The following is a 19,790-nucleotide window of genomic DNA, read 5'->3' on the forward strand; positions in this document are numbered from 1 at the left end:
GTTTAATCTCTGAAGCCCCGGTCTATGATCGGGGCTTCTTTTTTGGAAAATTAACGTAAATTTAATATAGGCGATGTAGCGAAACATTGGTTGTGCGCGTACTGGTTAGAAACAGATGTTATGAAAAATGTTGCTACTAAATTACTCTTCGTTATTGCCCTGTTAACAGGGATCCTGTCTTGTAGTAAAGACGAGGGCTATGTTGAAAATCCTGAGGAAAAAGGTTTGACCGATTGTCCGCAAGGTGCAAACTGTACATATTCGTATTCCAATAATTCCACTTTTGATGACGCTACTTTTTCCATAAAGCCAGGAGGGTATAGGTTATTTTGGAGTGAGGTTAAAACTCCGGGTGTTACCGCAACTGCATTTATATTGGCTCCTGCTAAAGGTGTCAGTTTCAATTTGGGTGAAAAGGAAGTTGCCGAAGGAAGGCTAAAGATATTTACCATTTGCCCAACTTGTTTCTCTATACCGATAAGAGTAGCAAAAGGTACAAGTAAGGGTATTCAGCTTAATTCTTATGATGCTAATGGGAACCGTAAATGGTTGGTTGAAACTAAATTGTTTATAGAATCAACTGATCCTAACGCAAAGTATGCTGATACAATTCATGTTAAGCAGTATTACTACCTCAATCAAAAATAAATCTAAGGCTTTTTTGGGTCGTAGCTATAGACTACCTGATATGATGCAAGTTGTAGTTTGGCCGACATTTGTCCGATGCCTAGATCTTCCTTTTGTGGTGTAGGCTCACAAAGTGAATAGGCTTTCCCATCGTAAATTATGGGTTTGCCTATTGGCTTTTCAAATTGTACGGCCATGGTAATATGCGTAGGGTAAAGCATCGCAATCATAGGGAGGTTGTATATTTCCTTAACTAGATAAAAGAAAAGCGCTACACGGTCGTCACAGTCGCTGTATTTTGAGAATAATGTTTCTTCTGGTGAAAGGCGTTTCTCTTTACCAAAGTTTTCTTCGTCGTTTTCATAAAGGAAGGCGTATCTGGTAAACTTCATCAAATAGTCTACACCTTTCTTTTCTCCCATCCCCATCACATTCTTCTTTAACAGAGGGATAAGGGAGCTGTACGTTTGTTTGGTTAATGGGATATTGAAGTAGGATTCGAAATCTACTCCAGGGTAGTTGGTAAATATGGCGTCTACTTTAGGATTAACCTTTACGTTAAAGTGATATACCCGGTGTTTGTAGCTAAACTCAATTTTTTTGTCTTCGTAATCTGTTGGCTTAAAATCAGGCATCCGTGTAACCTTATATGAGAATGCCTGAGTGGCTTCAGGAATACCAATCATATCAGTTGGAGGTTCGTCGTTAAGGTTGGCATGGTTGTAATCATGGTAATTCAAACACATGTATTTTTTGCCTTTGAACATCAGAAATGGAATGTCTGAAATATCTTCGCTGTTGTACACATAAAAGATAATCCTATTTGCCGCAATTGTTAATCTAGCATCATAGCCTGATTTTACCATCAGGAACCATTTATAAAAGGTATACATCTCATAATTATATTTTTTAGGAGCGATGCTCTCAGCTGTTTTCCTGATGAGTTGGTAATACAGCCAGTCGTTAAGCTGATGGTGTTTTTTATAGGATTGAAGGGAATCTATGATGGGGGCGTAATTCTCTTGCTCCAGCTTATTATAGCTTAGCTTGATAAAGCTTTCGCTTATAATTGATGGTGGAGATAAAAGTATAGCTGAGTCAGTATAGACGTTAAAGGTGTCATTATATAGCTCAAAGTTTATCGTATGCCCCTTATGCTGCGCGTTGGCTGTTGCTGCCAGTGCAGAAAATATAAAAGCGGAAACAAAAAACTTAAGCAAAGTGCCCATAGCCTATGTGTTTATATAAGGGTTACATTAAATATACGATTATTTAACATATAGGTAATATTAAGTTTTGTGGCTATTTGTTTGGTTTGGTAATGAATGCTTAACGACAGTTTAATATGCCAAATCTACTTTTGTGACATAGGTACTTGGTTGGTATTTATACGTTTCGGTTTAGTTGATAAGAAAAAGCCTTGGTGGATGTCAGGGCTTTTTATTTTTTTCTAATGTTAAGTAGTGTTTATTTCGTTAACATAATGATAATATTAAATAAGTATTAATTTAATATACATTTGAAATTATGAATAAAAAGAAGCAAAAACTGAAGCAAGCTATCAAGAAATCGACGATATCAGCTATAGAAGAGCAGTTAATCAACACGTTAACTTCTATCACTACAGAGTTAGGACAGGATTCTAAAAAATTAAAAAAAGAGATCAAAAAGAGATCTGCACAATTGGCGAAAAAACTTTCAAAGAAAATAAAACTGGCTAATCCTGCAGTTGAAGTTAAAACTGAAGAAACCAGCCCTGTAACAGCTTAAAAGTTCTTTCCAATTTTCTCCAGCATTTCTGGCGGAATATTTTGGGTATCTACTAATAAGAAACCATCCAGGCAATCTGAAAACTTTGGGTCTATGTTAAAACAAATGATCTTTGCATTCAGGTTCATATACTGCCTCAACAGCACAGGTATTTTGATATGTGTGTTTTCGATATCTGAAATTAAACTATCAAGATCTTTTAAAGATTCGCTGCTTTCGATGAGGAGATCCTTATCGATTGCAGAAAGATCTGCCTTAAACTTGTTTTTCGGCTTTACGTAATGTGCAAGTTCATAGTCAAAATGATTCTTGGTAATGTAATTTACGATCAGTGACTTAGAGAACTTTGAAAAGTTATTACTGATACTAACTGGGCCGAACATATAACGGTACTGCGGATTGTCTATAAGGTACTTCAGTATGCCTTTCCACAATAAGAACAATGGAAGGGGCTTAAGTTGGTATTCTTTCCGGATCCATGATCTTCCTAATTCTATCCCTTTTCTTAATATCGGATAAAAAGGTTCCTTTATTTTAAAGAGCTCTGACAGGTAAAAGCCCCTTCTTCCCATGGTGTTGAGGATTTCATCCCCCTTGCCGATGCGATACGCGCCAACGATGTTTTGAAGGTCTTTATCCCAAATGAATAAGTGGTTATAGTAGATGTCGTAGTTGTCTAAGTCTATTTTCTTATTGGTTCCTTCTCCAACCTCCCTAAATGTGATTTCGCGCAGGCGACCAATCTCTCTTAAAATGTTAGGGATGTTAGCAGTTGGGGTGATGTATACCTCATAGTTTTTCTCTACCCAAACCCTAAAGCTTTCCAATTGGGTGACTTCTTCTACAATTTTGTTGCGGTCCGTTTCTTCTATAACTGCTTCGGGCTTTTTCTTTATTTTAAATAAGTTAATGGGGTTAAAAAGTTTCCTTTCTTCTTCCAGGCCTGTGCCCAAGGCATAAGTCCTGGCCCTGAGGAAATCCAGTAATTTATTGGTATTGTTCCTGTAAGAGATATCTTCAATATTTATCGGCTTTCCAATCCTCACCTTTATTTTTAATCCTTGCTTGTTTAAAAATTCTGAAGGTAGCTTGGCTGTTCTTAAGGTTGGATGTATAAAGCTAAGTATGTTGAATAGTACCCCGTTATTGCCGTGGAAATAAATAGGTACTACTGGTAACTTAGCGCGTGCGATAAGTTTACCTACTACAGGGTGCCAAAGCCTATCGGTAATTTCTTGTTTATCCAAACTAAAGGTAGAAACCTCCCCGGCAGGGAAGATGCCTATTGGCGTACCACTCTGCAAAAGGTCAAACGTGGCCTTTAAGCCACTTATACTGGAAGTATGTTGTACATTTTCAAATGGATTAACGGCTACAAAAAATTCACTGAGATTAGGGATTTTTTTCAGGATAAAGTTAACCATTACTTTGGCCTCCGGCCTTACCGTACATAGGAGCTTTACCAATGCGAGTCCTTCAACACCACCATATGGATGATTAGCAATCGCAATAAAACCGCCTGTTTTAGGAATGTTTTTAAGGTCATCCTCATCAAAATCTATGCTTACACCAATCGTTTCCAGTATCTTATCAACAAACTCCAGGCCGTTGAAATGTACATTTTGAGAAAACACCTTGTTGATGTCGTTCAATTTCATCATCTCCATGAGCAATGCCGCTAGACCTGGTACGCCTAGCTTGTCTATTTTAGTAGCCTTTGCAAACTCCTGGGTGGTTATGATCTTCATGTATGGTTAGTTGTTGAATAATAGTACAATTTCAAAAATAAGATTTATATTTTTAAATAACAGTAGTACCTTCGCCAACAATGAGAAAATGGCTAAATAACTACTTTGATTTCAGTAAAAGTGAGTTCAATGGGCTTCTGGCCTTGATTATTGTTATTGTGCTAATCACCTTTGCCCCAAATGCTTATTCTATTTTTTACCCTAATGGCGGTAGTGATGAGGAACAACTTGTCATGAAAAGGTTGATTTTAGTCGAAAATTCTGAATCGGTACGAGCGGTTAGTAGTCACCGTAGTTATGGGGTACAAGCCCATATTAGATCAGTTAGAAAAGTAAATCTTTTTCGATTTGATCCAAATACAATAGGGATTGATGATTGGATTTCACTCGGATTATCACCAAAGCAGGCGGCCGGAGTAGTAAAGTATACCTCAAAAGGCGGTAAGTTTAAAACAGCAGCAGACCTCAGGAAAATGTATACCATCAGTTCGCAACTAGCTGATAAGCTGATTCCATATGTTTCCATTAAAGAGGAAAATTTGACATTTAAAGCTTCTGTGGATAAAAAGGTAACTTCTTCAAAACCAGCAAAGAGATTAATAGAATTGAACTTTGCCGACAGTGCCGACCTGGATGAGATTAAGGGAGTGGGGCCAGCCTTTGCCATAAGAATTATAAAATACCGGGATCGGATTGGCGGCTTTTATAGGAAAGAACAGTTGCTGGAAGTTTTCGGTATTGATTCAACTAAATATGCAGAAATTAAGGACCAGATCAGCGTAGATGATTCTGCCATTAAAAAGATTAATGTGAACACGGCACAAATTGAAGATTTTAAAAATCACCCATATATAAGGTATAAGCAAGCCAACGCACTTTTGGCCTATAGAAAGCAGCACGGAAACTTTAATAGCATTGCTGATTTGTCTAAAATATCCATTCTTACGCCAGACTTGATCCTGCGTTTAACACCTTACCTAAGCTTTTAATGATGATTGCCACTAAAATTAAGAATGTAGTTAGAGACGTAAATGATTTTCCGAAGCCGGGAATCGTTTTTAAAGACATTACGCCGATATTAAAAGATCCTGAATTATGTGCCGCCATAGTTAAAGAACTTGGTTTGCAAACGAGAGGAAGAAAAATTGACGTGGTTGCTGGGATTGAGAGCAGAGGATTTTTATTTGGCCCGCAGTTGGCTCAACTATTAGGTGTACCCTTTGTTCCGATTCGCAAAGAAGGAAAGTTGCCGTATAAAACCATTAAGCAATCTTATGATCTGGAATATGGTAGCGCAGTGATTGAGTGCCATGAAGATGCGCTGATTAGTGGGCAGAATGTACTTATTCATGACGATTTGCTAGCCACCGGGGGAACAGTGGTTGCGGCTACTAAGCTAGTTCAACAACTTGGGGGCATGGTTACCGGGTACTCTTTTATCATCTCTCTGGATTTTCTGAACGGAAAGGATAGATTGGCCGTATATTCAGATCATGTAACGGCTTTAGCCAATTATTAGTTATAACCCAGATTGATATAAACACAATGCCAGCAGCGCCAACGCGGCCAGCCTTAAAATAAAGATAGAAAAGTGAGCGGTGATTGTTTTGTTTGGTTTAGTATACATGGCGGTATGATCAATAATTTTTAATATCTTGTTTGCAAATTTAACCCCGGTTGCGGGCTGAATCAACTGAGAAAATACGCAGCTTTTTAAAAATATAGATCTCAATTTAAGTGATGTCAAAGAAGAATTTTGGTGATTACACTAGAAATTTTGTAACAGCAGTTCCAGCCGATCCGAATAGTGAGCAAGCGATTTTTTTTAAACAAACGATACCGAAGTTTCCGGAAGAGGCAATCTATGTTTATTCATTCAAAGAAAATAGGATGATCTTTGCGAGCGGATGGGAAGAAGTAGTGGGTTATCAGGACGATGAGATCAACATGTTGGCGATCGTGAATATGTCGGCCCCGGAATACGCACCCTTTTCTCATGATCTTAATGATAAAGCACTTCAATTTATACATAACAAAACTGAGGATCTGGAGAAGTACAGTTTCACCATAGAGCTTAAAAAAATTCATAAGAACGGAAGCTTAGTTCCAATTATTGCCAGGGTGGGTGTTTTCAGCTCCGAAAATGGTAGGATAGAATCAATTATAGGACGTTTTCAAATTAACAGAAGCCTTATTTTTGGTAAGATAATGCGTTATGCCGCATACGGACCAGAAAAAGAGAAGTTTGAGGAAGAGCTAAATAAAATACTTTTTAGTCACCTTGCAATCTCTAATAAGGAAAAGGAAGCTCTGTCATTAGTAGCTAAAGGGTATTCTTTTAAGGAAATTGCACATGAACTTAAGGTTTCGCACTCTGCAATTGAAAAGCGGATTATTCCATTATATAAAAGGTTTGATGTTAAAAGTTTAACTCATTTGGTAAGTTTTGCCTATGATAATTATATTTTGCCTTAGCCTTCGTCCAGATCTATCACTTTTATGTTATTTAACTCCACACCAATTTGAGTTAATAGCTTTTTCCATTTCTCTTCCAGCAAGTTTGTCGGATCGTCACTTCCCATGACCCAAATGATGTTTTTGTTCCGTATGTGCTCAATATTATGCGGACCATTATCTACGTTATTAAGAATCTCATAGAACAGGTTGGTTGTAATGATGTCACTTTTAACCGGTTTGCCTGGATTGATGTCGTCAATAACCAATAAGCCGCAACTTCTCCATGACCAAAGATAGCTGTCGTACCGCTGGTCTTGCGGGTCGTAAAACATACTCAGTAATTTAACGGCGGTCACATAGCTGCAGCAGTTGCTTTTTATGGAGGCTTCAGTTGCTATTGCAACAGCCAGGGAAGTTTTGCCGCTACCTTTAGAGCCAAAAACCAAGATGTGTTTGCCTTCGTTTTTACTTTTAAGGAAGTCGAGTATATATCCTTTATTACGTTCCTGGATGTTTTGGTTCCATTGGCTTAATCTCAATTGAAATGGATACTCTGCGTTTTGAATAAACATTTTGATGGTATACCAATAATAGGCAGGATAAGATACCAATATTACCAACACGAGCGTTAAAATGAGCATTGAGGGTTGGTAATTACACAGCAGACTTGCTGAAATGGCGCCAAGTCCAAAGTACAGCAGATCAGTTACGGTATCAAAAGCTACATTAAACCATGCCGGCTGAAATGTGTATTGCCCATTGCCCAAAGCTTTTCGTTTAGATGTCTTATTAAAAAGTAAGGGTTTTAGGAAATTGTAAGTCTCGAACAAGATCCAAATGCCCCACACTCCAAAAGCGGCCCAATATTCTGCATCGTTAACAGGTAGGATGATTCCAATCTTGGATAAAAGACTTACTATATATTTATTGGTTGAAGTAAGCAGGTGATGAATTGCTACGGTGGGTATGAAGCCCAGTGAAAAATGCCCAAATTGATTGGCAAGCCAGGAATAGGTTAGGGTTACACCGCGATAGGAGTCCTTTCCTATCAAGTCTTTATTTAACTGCTCACGGATGTGAAGCCAGGTAATTGGTCGCATAAAAAATATTCTTATGGGTTGTTTGGCGCTTTAAAACTAAAAAAATAAAAATACTTTTTCGGCATTTTAATTTACCTAAAATACTGAGAGAACGAATATGGACTAAATACCATTTCGTTCTATTTTCTGATGATCCTAGTCTGCATAAACACTGGCATAAAATGATTATAATTGCCTCAATTTATGCTGTTAATATGATAGAAACAACAAATAAGTCAGAAGGATATAATTTTAGCATTTCAGAAAATCAGGAGATGATCCGGGCGGTTGTTACTGATTTTGCGGAGCGACATATCCGTGCAAATGTAATGATCTGGGATGAGGAACAATATTTTCCTGTTGAGGTGTTTAAGCAGCTTGGTGAATTGGGTTTGATGGGTGTACTAGTTCCAGAAGAATACGGTGGATCGGGTCTTGGTTATCAGGAATATGTTGATGTGATTGTTGGGATTTCGAAGGTTTGTGGATCAATTGGACTCTCTCTAGCTGCACATAATTCTCTTTGTACCGGACATATTTTGGCCTTTGCGAATAGTGAACAAAAAGCAAAATGGCTGCCGAAGTTGGCAACAGCAGAATGGATAGGTGCTTGGGGCTTGACGGAAGCAAATACAGGTTCTGATGCGTTGAGGATGATGACGACAGCGGTTCTGGACGGCGACGAGTATGTGATCAACGGCGCTAAGAATTGGATTACACACGGCAAGAGCGGTGATGTAGCTGTTGTGATGGTACGTACTGGAGAAAAGGGAAGTTCTAAAGGTATATCTGCAATTGTTGTGGAAAGAGGAACTCCTGGTTTTTCAGCAGGTAAGAAAGAGAACAAATTAGGGATGAGGGCATCTGAGACAACTGAAATGATTTTCGATAATTGCAGAGTGCCCAGAGAAAACTTGCTTGGATTAGAAGGAGAGGGTTTTAAACAAGCTATGAAAGTACTTGATGGGGGCCGTATTTCCATAGCAGCTTTATCGTTAGGTATAGCCAGAGGCGCTTATGAAGCTGCTTTGGCGTATGCTAAACAAAGACATCAGTTTGGGCAACCAATTTCCAGTTTCCAGGGTATCAGTTTTAAACTTGCAGATATGGCTACTGAAATTGAAGCCGCAGAGTTATTGATCAGACAAGCTGCCGACCTAAAAAACAGAGGGTTGGCTATGACCAAAGAATCTGCGATGGCTAAGTATTTCGCGTCTGAGGTGGCTGTTAGAGCTTCTACTGAAGCCGTTCAAATATTTGGCGGGTACGGATATACAAAGGATTTTCCGGTGGAAAAATTCTATCGGGATAGCAAGTTGTGCACAATAGGAGAGGGAACGTCTGAAATCCAGAAGATTGTGATTGCAAGAGAACTACTTAACGGAAATTAACTATTTAATATTAATGTTTTGATAATCAAAACAAAGCCTTATCTTTGCAGTCCTAAAAACAACGAGAGGAGGTATTTTAACGTTATGATCATCATTAATATTAAAGACGGCGAATCACTTGATAAAGCCCTGAAACGTTTCAAAAAGAAATTTGAAAAAACGGGTGTATTAAGAGAACTGCGCAGTCGCCAAGCATACGAGAAAAAATCTGTTGCTCGTCGTACTGAAGTTAAACACGCTATTTACATTCAAAATATGCAATTAGAAGGAACTATTTAATCTTTTTAATTTACACCATATAAATAGGCCCCGAAGGATTTTTTCTTCGGGGCTTTTTTATTATGTGCATTTTGCATTGATCAATTAAATTTTTGTAGATTCACTTTAAGAGCAACCAAATTTTCTTTTATGGCAGTTGAAAAGTTTTTAATCTATTTGCAGCATGAGAAACGATATTCTTCCCATACGATACAATCTTATCACTCGGATTTAATACAGTTTAGCATTTTTATTAAAGATAATTTTGAAATAGATTTAACTGAGGTTAGCTATCAAATGGTCCGGGAGTACATTGTCCATTTACTTGAAGAGTTTAAGATGACTGAAAGTTCAATCTCAAGAAAGCTCTCGTCTTTAAGAAGCTATTATAAATATCAACAAAAATCCGGCATGGTGGTGAATAATCCTATGTCATTAATCCGCGCTCCTAGGTTACCTAAACGGTTGCCGGTTTTTATTGGATATGAACAGCTGGATGAATTGCTTGATTCAGGAGATTTTTTTGATGAAAGCTTTTCATCTGTGAGAAACAAAGCGATTATAGAAACGCTGTTTGGTGCGGGACTTAGGCTGTCCGAATTGCTATCGTTAAAGGACCAAGATTTGGATTTTTACGAGGGAACGCTTAAGGTTTTGGGTAAAAGAAATAAAGAAAGAGTGGTGCCAATAAGCAATGTGCTTGTTAATCAGCTTAAAGCGTACATAGAGCTAAAATACATTCAAAAATTTAATAACAAAACGGGGGTCTTATTCGTTACAGATACAGGAGCGGATGCATATCCTAAATTAATTTACAGAATTGTGCAGTGTTACTTGAAGATGATTTCTACCCAGGAGAAATTGAGTCCGCATGTACTGCGTCATTCTTACGCGACAAGTTTATTAAATAAAGGAGCAGATTTGAATGCAATTAAGGAGTTACTGGGACATGCTAGTTTGGCAGCAACCCAGATTTATACGCACAATTCAGTAGAAAGATTAAAATCAATATATAAACAAGCCCATCCAAAGGCATAAAACAAGGAGGTAAATATGAAAATTACAGTTCAATCGATCCATTTCACTGCGGACCACAAATTGTTAGATTTTATACAAAAGAAAGTTGATAAGCTAGACCAGTTTTTCGACCAGATTATTAGTGGTGAGGTTTACTTGAAATTAGAGAATGTAGATGATGAGGCAAATAAAATTAGCGAAATTAAGTTAATTGTACCCGGTGTTACCATGTTTGCAAAAGAGCAGTGTAAATCTTTTGAGGAGGCTACAGATTTGGCGATAGAGTCGTTAAGGAAGCAAATTACTAAGCATAAAGATAAAACCAGAGCGAAACTTAGTGAGCACAAAGAGATATTAAGTGCTGATGAAGTGTCTGATTATTAGAGATATATTTTGTTATGTTTTTGATATTAAATTGGCAGGTGTAATCCTGCCAATTTTTTTTTAAAAATAATTTTGCGCAGTACTTTAATTCTTGTAGATTTGCATTCCATTTCAGAGAGGGCGTTGGCCCAACAAGATTTGGAATGTTCTGTGAATGATTAACATTGTAAAATACTTTCCTGGTTTTTCAGGGATGTAAGATATAAGCCTCCTTAGCTCAGCTGGTAGAGCAACTGACTTGTAATCAGTAGGTCATTGGTTCGATCCCGATAGGAGGCTCTTTTTTTTTAGGGGAGATACCAGAGTGGCCAAATGGGACAGACTGTAACTCTGTTGTCGCAAGACTTCGAAGGTTCGAATCCTTCTCTCCCCACAAAAAAAAGAAGCGGAAGTAGCTCAGTTGGTAGAGCGATAGCCTTCCAAGCTATAGGTCGCGAGTTCGAACCTCGTCTTCCGCTCAAATTGGAAAAAGGTGGGCAGTCGGCAAGGAGCTTGATTGCAAGCTGTGATAAGCCGAAGTAGCTCAGCGGTAGAGCACTTCCTTGGTAAGGAAGAGGTCGTGGGTTCAAGTCCCATCTTTGGCTCAAAAAATAATAAAATCCTTTGTTAAGCCTGTTAGCTAGGTAAGACAAGGTTTTTTGCATTGAAAATTGTATCAAAACAAAAAATAAATAAAAAGTTAACCTACTAATAAGTATAAAAACATGGCAAAAGAAAAGTTTGACCGCAGCAAGCCGCACTTAAACATCGGCACAATCGGTCACGTTGACCACGGTAAAACAACCTTAACAGCAGCTATCACTAAAGTGTTATCTGATGCTGGTTTATCTGAGGCGCGTTCATTTGATTCGATTGACTCTGCTCCAGAGGAAAAAGAAAGAGGTATCACTATTAACACAGCACACGTTGAGTATTCAACTGCTAACCGTCACTATGCGCACGTTGACTGTCCAGGTCACGCGGATTACGTGAAAAACATGGTTACTGGTGCTGCTCAAATGGATGGAGCTATCATCGTTGTAGCTGCTACAGATGGTCCAATGCCACAAACTCGTGAGCACATTCTATTGGCTCGTCAGGTAGGTGTTCCTTCATTAGTTGTATTCATGAACAAAGTGGATATGGTTGATGATCCGGAATTGTTGGAATTAGTAGAGATGGAAGTTCGTGAGTTGTTATCATTCTATGAATTCCCTGGTGACGATATTCCTGTTATCCAAGGTTCTGCTTTGGGTGGTTTGAATGGTGATCCAAAATGGGTTGGTAAAATCATGGAGTTAATGGATGCTGTAGATAGCTACATTCCAATTCCTCCACGTTTAACTGATCTTCCATTCTTAATGCCTGTTGAAGATGTATTCTCGATCACAGGTCGTGGTACTGTTGCAACCGGTCGTATTGAGCGTGGTGTAATCAACTCTGGAGATCCAGTTGAGATCTTAGGTATGGGTGCAGAAAATCTTAAATCAACTGTAACAGGTGTTGAGATGTTCCGTAAGATCCTTGATTATGGTGAAGCTGGAGATAACGTAGGTTTATTGCTACGTGGTATTGAGAAAACTGATATCCGTCGTGGTATGGTTATCTGCAAACCAGGTTCAGTAACTCCTCACACAGATTTCAAAGCTGAAATCTATGTATTGTCAAAAGCAGAAGGTGGTCGTCACACTCCATTCTTCAACAAATACCGTCCACAATTCTATTTCCGTACTACAGACGTAACTGGTGAGATTTCACTAGCTGAAGGAACTGAAATGGTTATGCCAGGTGATAACGTTACGATCACAGTAAAATTGATCAACGCAATCGCAATGGAAAAAGGTCTTCGTTTCGCTATCCGTGAAGGTGGTAGAACTGTAGGAGCTGGTCAGGTAACTGAGATTTTAAAATAGTTTAACTGCCCTTGTTAGGGATGTAAAACAGTTTTATAAAATAAAGCAGAGTACTTAGGCTTTCACAGCCTGAGTACTTTGTTTCTAAAAACAAATCTGTTTTAGACAAAACAGATTAATACACGGGAATAGTTCAATGGTAGAATAGAGGTCTCCAAAACCTTTGATCAGGGTTCGAATCCTTGTTCCCGTGCAAATAATTAATTATGGCTAAAGTAGTTCAATTTATTAAAGAATCGTATGAAGAAATGACCCAGAAGGTTACCTGGCCGACATGGGGAGAATTGCAAAGTTCTGCGGTGCTGGTTTTAGTGGCTTCACTTATCATTGCATTAGTTGTGTTTGCTATGGATAAGGGTTCTACATTCGTTTTAGATACTTTTTATAAATCACTTTCTAATTAATATAGCTCAATGAACGATCAGTTGAAATGGTATGTAGTTAGGGCTGTTAGCGGAAAAGAGAAAAAAGTAAAACAGTACATCGATTCTGAAATTAGCCGTTTAGGATTTTCTCATTTGGTTCCTCAGGTTTTGATCCCAATGGAGAAATACTATCAAATGAAAGATGGAAAGAAAATTGCGAAAGAACGTAATTTTTATCCTGGATACGTTTTGATAGAAGCAATTTTAGATGGAGAGCTAGAGCACATTATTAAGAACGTTAATAGTGTTATCGGCTTTTTAGGTGATAAAGGGGGGAACCCTGTACCAATGCGCCAGGCGGAAGTTAACCGTATTTTAGGTAAGGTTGATGAAATGAGCCAGCAAAGCGAGACGATGAATATCGCTTATTACGTCGGAGAGAACGTTAAGGTAATGGATGGACCATTCAATGGTTTTACAGGCGTTATTGAAGAAGTTAACGAAGAGAAAAAGAAATTGAAAGTTATGGTTAAGATATTTGGACGTAAGACTCCACTTGAACTTAACTATATGCAAGTAGAAAAAGAATAAAAGACCTTAATTGTTACATTGCTTCCAACATTTAACATTGAGTATTACAAATTAACAAAAACAGAAAATGGCAAAAGAAGTCAGTGCACTTGTTAAGTTACAGATCAAGGGTGGAGCTGCAAATCCATCGCCACCAGTGGGACCTGCATTAGGTGCTAAGGGGGTGAACATAATGGAATTTTGCAAGCAATTCAATGCTCGTACCCAAGATAAGCCCGGTAAAGTATTACCAGTTGTAATTACTGTTTATGCTGACAAGTCTTTCGAATTCATCATCAAAACCCCGCCTGTAGCGATTCAATTAAAAGACGCTACTAAATTAGCGAGTGGTTCTGCTGAGCCCAACCGTAAAAAAGTTGGTTCGGTGACTTGGGATCAGGTTAAGTCAATTGCTGAGGATAAGATGACTGATTTAAATGCTTTCACTATCGAATCGGCAATGAGTATGGTTGCCGGTACAGCACGCAGTATGGGAATCACCGTTAGTGGTGATGCGCCCTGGACAAATTAATTAACAAAAAACAGTTTACAACAGTGGCTAAATTAACAAAAAATCAAAAAAAGGCACATGCTAAACTAGAATCTGGTAAAACGTATTCTTTAAAGGATGCGGCTGCTTTGGTTAAAGAGATTACTACTACTAAATTTGACGCATCGGTTGATATCGATGTAAGTTTAGGAGTAGACCCGCGTAAAGCCAATCAAATGGTACGTGGTATCGCAACTTTACCACACGGTACAGGTAAAACTGTTCGTGTATTAGTTCTTTGTACTCCCGATAAGGAAGAAGAGGCTAAAGCAGCGGGTGCAGATTTCGTAGGTTTAGACGAGTACGTGTCCAAGATTGAAGGTGGATGGACTGATGTTGACATTATTATCACTACTCCTGCTTGTATGGCAAAGGTAGGTAAACTGGGCCGCGTTTTAGGTCCACGTAACCTTATGCCAAACCCTAAATCAGGTACTGTAACTAACGAAGTTGGTAAAGCAGTAACTGATGTAAAAGGCGGAAAGATTGATTTTAAAGTTGACAAAAGCGGTATCATTCATGCTTCGGTAGGAAAAGTATCATTCCCTGCAGAAAAAATATATGAAAATGCATTAGAGGTTCTTCAAGTAATTTCTAAGCTAAAACCATCTGCCGCAAAAGGAACATATTTTAAGAGCATTCATGTTTCTTCAACTATGAGCCCAGGAATTGCAATCGAAACTAAATCAGTAGCGGGTATCTAATTATGAACAGAGAAGAAAAACACGAACTAGTTTCCGCTCTTCAAGAGAAGATGCAGGAATTCGGCAATTTTTATATTGCTGACACTTCAAGCTTATCTGTTGAAAAGGTTAACAACATCCGTCGCAAATGTTTCGAAAGCGGTATTGAAATGCAAGTTGCTAAAAATACTTTAATCAAAAAAGCGATTGAAGGATTAGAAGGCGACTCTACAGAGATCTTCGCAGCACTTAAAGGTCAGTCGGCCCTATTATTTTCAACTACAGGTAATGCTCCGGCAAAACTGATTAAAGCGTTGAGAAAAGGATCTGACAAGCCAGTACTTAAGGCAGCTTATATCGATTCATCAATTTATGTTGGTGATAACCATTTAGATTCATTAGTAAGCTTAAAATCAAGAGAAGAGCTTATTGGAGATATTGTTGGATTATTACAGTCACCAGCTAAGAATGTGATATCGGCATTGAAATCTGGCGGTGGAATTATAGCAGGAATTGTTAAAACTCTTCAAGAGAGAGAAGGTTAAGGAACACCTAATAAGTTTCATATTTAATAAATTATTTTACGTAAATTTTTAAAAATCTATAAAAATGGCAGATTTAAAAGCGTTTGCTGAGCAATTGGTAAACTTGACAGTTAAAGAAGTTAACGAATTAGCTCAAATCTTAAAAGACGAGTATGGTATTGAACCAGCTGCTGCTGCAGTTGCTGTTGCTGGCCCTGCTGCTGATGCTGCTCCTGCAGCTGAAGAAAAAACTACTTTTGATGTAATATTGAAAGAAGCTGGTGGTTCTAAATTAGCAGTTGTTAAATTGGTAAAAGATCTAACTGGTTTAGGTTTGAAAGAAGCTAAAGACTTAGTAGACGGTGCACCTAAAGAATTGAAAGCTGGTGTTGCTAAAGACGAAGCTGAAGCTTTGAAAAAACAATTAGAAGAAGCTGGAGCTGTAGTTGAAATTAAGTAATCACTTAATTTTACAAACACTTTAACCATAGACTCCGACTGAATAGTCGGAGTCTATACCTGTTTATAAACTTTTCATCTTGTTTGGTTGATGAAATTGTTTAACGGCTAACCAAACAAATAGTTTATTCTTAAAGTAAATTAACTTTAGTCCATTGGCAAATAAAGTCGACCAAAGAGTAAATTTTGCACGAAGTAAGCACATTATAGATTATCCAGATTTTCTAGACGTGCAGTTGCAATCATTCAGAGAATTCTTTCAAATAGAAACAACTTCTGATAACCGTCATACTGAAGGGTTATTTAAGGTGTTTGCTGAGAATTTCCCAATCACTGATTCCAGGAACATTTTTGTTTTGGAATTCCTTGATTATTTTATTGATCCACCGCGTTATGATATACCAGAGTGTATTGACCGTGGATTAACTTATAGTGTTCCATTAAAAGCTAAGCTAAAGCTTTCTTGTAATGATGCTGAACACGAAGATTTTGAAACCATTATTCAAGATGTGTATTTAGGAACCATACCATATATGACTCCTAAGGGTACGTTTGTAATTAACGGTGCAGAACGTGTAATTGTATCTCAATTACATAGATCTCCTGGTGTGTTCTTTGGCCAAAGCCGTCACACGAATGGAACTAAGTTGTATTCTGCCCGTGTAATTCCTTTCAAAGGATCTTGGATTGAGTTTGCTACTGACGTAAATAACGTCATGTATGCCTACATCGATCGTAAGAAAAAATTCCCTGTTACCACATTATTGCGTGCAATTGGTTACGATTCTGATAAGGACATCCTTGAATTGTTTGATCTTGCTGATGAAGTTAAGGTTAGCAAATCAGGCTTGAAAAAATATATCGGTCGTAAACTTGCCGCAAGGGTTCTAAGAAAATGGGTTGAGGATTTTGTAGATGAGGATACCGGTGAGGTAGTTTCTATAGACCGTAACGAGGTAATTTTAGACAGGGATACTGTTTTAGAAGACGACCATATTGATATGATTATTGACGCCGGAGTTAAAACGATCATCTTATCTAAAGATGACGGTGCAAGTCAGGCAGATTATACCATTATTTATAATACTTTACAGAAAGATACTTCTAACTCTGAAAAAGAGGCTGTTGAAAACATCTACCGTGCTTTGCGTAACGCTGAACCACCTGATGAGGAAACTGCGAGAGGTATCATTGAGCGTTTGTTCTTTTCAGATAAACGTTATGATCTTGGGGATGTGGGTAGATACCGCATCAACAGGAAATTGAAAATGGATACACCTGATCATGTTAAAGTATTAACAAAAGCTGACATTATAGCAATTGTTAAATACCTGATCAAGCTGATTAACTCTAAAGAGGAAGTGGATGATATTGATCACTTGTCGAATCGTCGTGTTCGTACTGTAGGTGAGCAGTTATACGCTCAGTTTGGCGTTGGTCTTGCGCGTATGGCACGTACTATTCGTGAACGTATGAATATCCGTGATAATGAGGTTTTTACCCCGACTGATTTGATTAATGCCCGTACTTTATCATCGGTTATTAATTCCTTCTTCGGAACTAACCAGTTATCGCAGTTCATGGATCAAACCAATCCTTTGGCAGAGATTACTCACAAACGTCGTCTTTCAGCTTTAGGCCCAGGTGGTTTATCAAGAGAGCGTGCAGGTTTTGAGGTACGTGATGTTCACTACACTCATTATGGCCGTTTATGTACGATTGAAACTCCTGAAGGTCCGAACATTGGATTGATTTCATCACTGTGCGTTCATGCCAAGATTAATAATTTAGGTTTCATTGAAACTCCATATAAGAAAGTAGATAACGGTATTGTGTCTGTTGATGAACCAGTTATTTATTTATCTGCGGAAGATGAAGATGGTAAAACGATAGCACAAGCTAACGCTGAATATGATGATAAAGGTAATTTCACTACTCCTCGTGTTAAAGCACGTTATGAGGGTGACTTCCCGATTATTGAGCCTGAGAAATTAGACTTAATGGATGTGGCGCCTAATCAGATTACTTCAATTGCTGCTTCATTGATCCCGTTCCTTGAGCATGATGATGCGAACAGGGCCTTGATGGGATCAAACATGCAACGTCAGGCCGTACCTTTGTTACGTCCTGAAGCTCCAATTGTAGGTACAGGTTTGGAAGGTCGCGTAGCACGTGACTCAAGAACTTTGATCAACGCTGAAGGTGATGGTGTTGTAGAATATGTTGATGCAAATGAGATCACTATTAAATATGTTAGAAATGACGGCGATCGCTTGGTTTCTTTCGAAGGTGATAGTAAGACTTACAGATTAATCAAATTCAAAAAGACAAACCAGAATACCTGTATCAACCTAAAGCCTATTGTTAAAAAAGGACAGAAGGTGGTTAAAGGTCAGGTGCTTTGTGAAGGTTATGCAACTGAGAACGGGGAGCTGGCATTGGGAAGAAATTTGAAGGTTGCTTTTATGCCTTGGCAAGGATATAACTTTGAGGATGCGATTGTTATTAATGAGCGTATAGTTCGTGAAGATATCTTTACTTCATTGCATATTGAAGAGTTTGAATTAGAAGTGCGTGATACAAAACGTGGAGAAGAGGAATTGACACCAGATATCCCTAATGTTTCTGAAGAAGCCACTAAAGATTTAGATGAGAATGGTATTATTCGAATCGGTGCTGAAGTTAAAGAAGGCGATATCCTTATCGGTAAGATCACTCCTAAAGGTGAGTCAGATCCTTCACCAGAGGAAAAATTACTGCGTGCAATTTTTGGAGATAAAGCAGGTGATGTTAAAGATGCATCGTTGAAAACACCTCCTTCTATTAAGGGTGTGGTAATTGATACAAAGTTGTTCTCAAGAGCTAAGAAAACTACTAAAGCTGAAGAAAAATCTGCGATAGAGAAGTTAGATAAGCGATATGATATTGCAACTTCGAATCTTAAAAACGAGCTGGTAGATAAATTATTCCAAATTGTAAATGGTAAAACATCGCAAGGTGTTTACAATGTTTATAAAGAATTGTTGTTCCCTAAGGGGGCTAAGTTTACTCAGAAGAGTTTATCTGATTTAGAATATACGCACATTAATCCATACAAATGGACTACTGACGACGACAAAAATGATCAAATTAAATTGTTGTTGCATAACTATGGTATTCGTGTAAACGAAGAGCTTGGTGCTTACAAACGTGATAAATTTGCCATTAGTGTTGGAGATGAATTGCCATCTGGTATTGTTCAAATGGCAAAGGTTTATGTTGCAAAAAAACGTAAACTGAAGGTAGGGGATAAGATGGCTGGTCGTCACGGTAATAAAGGTATAGTTGCCCGTATTGTTCGTGATGAAGATATGCCTTTCCTTGAAGATGGAACTCCAGTTGATATTGTTTTGAACCCACTTGGAGTACCATCACGTATGAACCTTGGACAGATCTACGAAACTGTATTGGCTTGGGCTGGTAAAGAATTAGGTGTTAAGTTTGCGACCCCAATTTTTGATGGTGCTAAGCATAATGAAGTGGAAGACTGGATTGCTAAGGCTGGTTTACCTGCCTCAGGAAGAACTTATCTGAACAATGGTTTAACAGGTGAGAAATTTGATCAACCAACAACTGTAGGTATTATCTATATGTTGAAACTTGGACACATGGTTGATGATAAGATGCACGCCCGTTCAATCGGTCCGTACTCATTGATCACGCAGCAGCCTTTGGGTGGTAAAGCTCAGTTTGGTGGTCAGCGTTTTGGTGAGATGGAGGTTTGGGCACTGGAAGCATTTGGTGCGGCAAATATTCTACAAGAGATATTAACCGTAAAATCGGATGATGTAATCGGTAGAGCAAAAACTTATGAGGCGATTGTGAAAGGTGAAAACCTTCCTACACCAGGTGTACCAGAATCATTTAATGTATTGGTACATGAGTTACGCGGATTAGGTTTGGATATTACGTTAGACTAAACAGTATTTAGTATATAGTATTTAGTAGTTAGATAAGCTAAAAGGCCAGTCTAAATA

General features: G+C 38.2%; 20 protein-coding genes and 5 tRNA genes. 22 read left to right on the top strand and 3 right to left on the bottom strand.

Features of this window, described 5'->3' with window-relative positions; genetic code table 11:
• Nucleotides 1-120: 120 nt before the first annotated feature.
• Nucleotides 121-648, top strand: a complete 528-nt coding sequence (locus ACXZ1K_RS07365) for a hypothetical protein (RefSeq protein ID WP_458972741.1) — start codon at nt 121-123, stop codon at nt 646-648.
• 2 nt (nt 649-650) lie between these two features.
• Here the strand turns inward: ACXZ1K_RS07365 and ACXZ1K_RS07370 are convergent, their stop codons facing one another.
• On the bottom strand, nt 651-1,856 hold the full coding sequence (locus tag ACXZ1K_RS07370) for a hypothetical protein (protein WP_458972742.1): 1,206 nt from the start codon (nt 1,854-1,856) through the stop codon (nt 651-653).
• A 298-nt stretch (nt 1,857-2,154) separates the two neighbouring features.
• Here ACXZ1K_RS07370 and ACXZ1K_RS07375 point away from each other — a divergent pair, with 298 nt between their 5' ends.
• Complete coding sequence (locus ACXZ1K_RS07375) at nt 2,155-2,397, top strand: hypothetical protein (RefSeq protein WP_458972743.1); 243 nt, start codon at nt 2,155-2,157, stop codon at nt 2,395-2,397.
• Here the strand turns inward: ACXZ1K_RS07375 and ACXZ1K_RS07380 are convergent.
• The gene (locus ACXZ1K_RS07380; RefSeq protein ID WP_458972744.1) at nt 2,394-4,145 is read right to left on the bottom strand and encodes a lysophospholipid acyltransferase family protein; all 1,752 of its coding nucleotides are present in this window, start codon (nt 4,143-4,145) and stop codon (nt 2,394-2,396) included. The genes ACXZ1K_RS07375 and ACXZ1K_RS07380 overlap by 4 nt on opposite strands.
• A gap of 80 nt (nt 4,146-4,225) precedes the next feature.
• On the opposite strand from ACXZ1K_RS07380, the gene ACXZ1K_RS07385 reads away from it, so the two are divergent.
• From ACXZ1K_RS07385 to ACXZ1K_RS07395, 3 genes are all read left to right on the top strand, one after another.
• A complete protein-coding gene (locus tag ACXZ1K_RS07385; protein WP_458972745.1) occupies nt 4,226-5,134 on the top strand; it encodes a ComEA family DNA-binding protein in 909 nt (302 codons plus the stop codon).
• 2 nt (nt 5,135-5,136) lie between these two features.
• Nucleotides 5,137-5,664 carry an adenine phosphoribosyltransferase gene (locus ACXZ1K_RS07390; RefSeq protein ID WP_458973242.1) on the top strand — a complete coding sequence of 176 codons (528 nt, stop codon included), beginning with the start codon at nt 5,137-5,139 and terminating at the stop codon, nt 5,662-5,664.
• A gap of 221 nt (nt 5,665-5,885) precedes the next feature.
• Complete coding sequence (locus tag ACXZ1K_RS07395) at nt 5,886-6,620, top strand: LuxR C-terminal-related transcriptional regulator (RefSeq protein WP_458972746.1); 735 nt, start codon at nt 5,886-5,888, stop codon at nt 6,618-6,620.
• Here ACXZ1K_RS07395 and ACXZ1K_RS07400 read toward each other — a convergent pair.
• On the bottom strand, nt 6,617-7,702 hold the full coding sequence (locus ACXZ1K_RS07400; protein WP_458972747.1) for an ATP-binding protein: 1,086 nt from the start codon (nt 7,700-7,702) through the stop codon (nt 6,617-6,619). The two genes, ACXZ1K_RS07395 and ACXZ1K_RS07400, sit on opposite strands and share 4 nt — an antisense overlap.
• A 194-nt stretch (nt 7,703-7,896) precedes the next feature.
• On the opposite strand from ACXZ1K_RS07400, the gene ACXZ1K_RS07405 reads away from it, so the two are divergent.
• The 17 genes from ACXZ1K_RS07405 (at nt 7,897) to rpoB (ending at nt 19,733) form a co-directional block, all read left to right on the top strand.
• Nucleotides 7,897-9,072: an acyl-CoA dehydrogenase family protein gene (locus ACXZ1K_RS07405; RefSeq protein ID WP_458972748.1), complete on the top strand. Its 1,176-nt coding sequence runs from the start codon at nt 7,897-7,899 to the stop codon at nt 9,070-9,072.
• Nucleotides 9,073-9,156: 84 nt separating this feature from the next.
• Entirely contained in the window at nt 9,157-9,351 is a 195-nt protein-coding gene (gene rpsU / locus ACXZ1K_RS07410) for a 30S ribosomal protein S21 (RefSeq protein ID WP_458972749.1), read from the top strand.
• A 129-nt stretch (nt 9,352-9,480) separates the two neighbouring features.
• On the top strand, nt 9,481-10,368 hold the full coding sequence (locus ACXZ1K_RS07415) for a tyrosine-type recombinase/integrase (RefSeq protein ID WP_458972750.1): 888 nt from the start codon (nt 9,481-9,483) through the stop codon (nt 10,366-10,368).
• Between the two features lie 15 nt (nt 10,369-10,383).
• Nucleotides 10,384-10,731 (top strand): ribosome hibernation-promoting factor, HPF/YfiA family, encoded by a 348-nt coding sequence (gene hpf, locus ACXZ1K_RS07420; RefSeq protein ID WP_458972751.1) that lies wholly within the window; start codon nt 10,384-10,386, stop codon nt 10,729-10,731.
• 206 nt (nt 10,732-10,937) lie between these two features.
• Nucleotides 10,938-11,010 (top strand) — tRNA-Thr (locus ACXZ1K_RS07425).
• 11 nt (nt 11,011-11,021) lie between these two features.
• Nucleotides 11,022-11,104 (top strand) — tRNA-Tyr (locus tag ACXZ1K_RS07430).
• 12 nt (nt 11,105-11,116) lie between these two features.
• Nucleotides 11,117-11,189 (top strand) — tRNA-Gly (locus ACXZ1K_RS07435).
• Between the two features lie 54 nt (nt 11,190-11,243).
• Nucleotides 11,244-11,315 (top strand) — tRNA-Thr (locus ACXZ1K_RS07440).
• Nucleotides 11,316-11,435: 120 nt separating this feature from the next.
• The gene (tuf, locus tag ACXZ1K_RS07445) at nt 11,436-12,623 is read left to right on the top strand and encodes an elongation factor Tu (RefSeq protein ID WP_069379803.1); all 1,188 of its coding nucleotides are present in this window, start codon (nt 11,436-11,438) and stop codon (nt 12,621-12,623) included.
• Nucleotides 12,624-12,745: 122 nt separating this feature from the next.
• Nucleotides 12,746-12,816, top strand: a tRNA-Trp gene (locus tag ACXZ1K_RS07450).
• Nucleotides 12,817-12,829: 13 nt separating this feature from the next.
• Nucleotides 12,830-13,027, top strand: a complete 198-nt coding sequence (gene secE, locus ACXZ1K_RS07455) for a preprotein translocase subunit SecE (protein ID WP_457289180.1) — start codon at nt 12,830-12,832, stop codon at nt 13,025-13,027.
• A 9-nt stretch (nt 13,028-13,036) separates the two neighbouring features.
• Nucleotides 13,037-13,579 (top strand): transcription termination/antitermination protein NusG, encoded by a 543-nt coding sequence (gene nusG / locus ACXZ1K_RS07460; protein WP_458972752.1) that lies wholly within the window; start codon nt 13,037-13,039, stop codon nt 13,577-13,579.
• Nucleotides 13,580-13,646: 67 nt separating this feature from the next.
• On the top strand, nt 13,647-14,090 hold the full coding sequence (rplK, locus tag ACXZ1K_RS07465; protein ID WP_037443979.1) for a 50S ribosomal protein L11: 444 nt from the start codon (nt 13,647-13,649) through the stop codon (nt 14,088-14,090).
• Between the two features lie 23 nt (nt 14,091-14,113).
• Nucleotides 14,114-14,812, top strand: coding sequence for a 50S ribosomal protein L1 (gene rplA, locus ACXZ1K_RS07470; RefSeq protein ID WP_133577406.1), 699 nt, complete (start codon nt 14,114-14,116; stop codon nt 14,810-14,812).
• Between the two features lie 2 nt (nt 14,813-14,814).
• A complete protein-coding gene (gene rplJ / locus ACXZ1K_RS07475) occupies nt 14,815-15,336 on the top strand; it encodes a 50S ribosomal protein L10 (protein ID WP_458972753.1) in 522 nt (173 codons plus the stop codon).
• A gap of 64 nt (nt 15,337-15,400) precedes the next feature.
• Complete coding sequence (gene rplL, locus ACXZ1K_RS07480; protein WP_133556953.1) at nt 15,401-15,775, top strand: 50S ribosomal protein L7/L12; 375 nt, start codon at nt 15,401-15,403, stop codon at nt 15,773-15,775.
• Between the two features lie 154 nt (nt 15,776-15,929).
• A complete protein-coding gene (rpoB, locus tag ACXZ1K_RS07485; RefSeq protein WP_458972754.1) occupies nt 15,930-19,733 on the top strand; it encodes a DNA-directed RNA polymerase subunit beta in 3,804 nt (1,267 codons plus the stop codon).
• The last annotated feature ends 57 nt before the right edge of the window (nt 19,734-19,790 follow it).

Source organism: Pedobacter jaeyakensis (assembly GCF_054461315.1).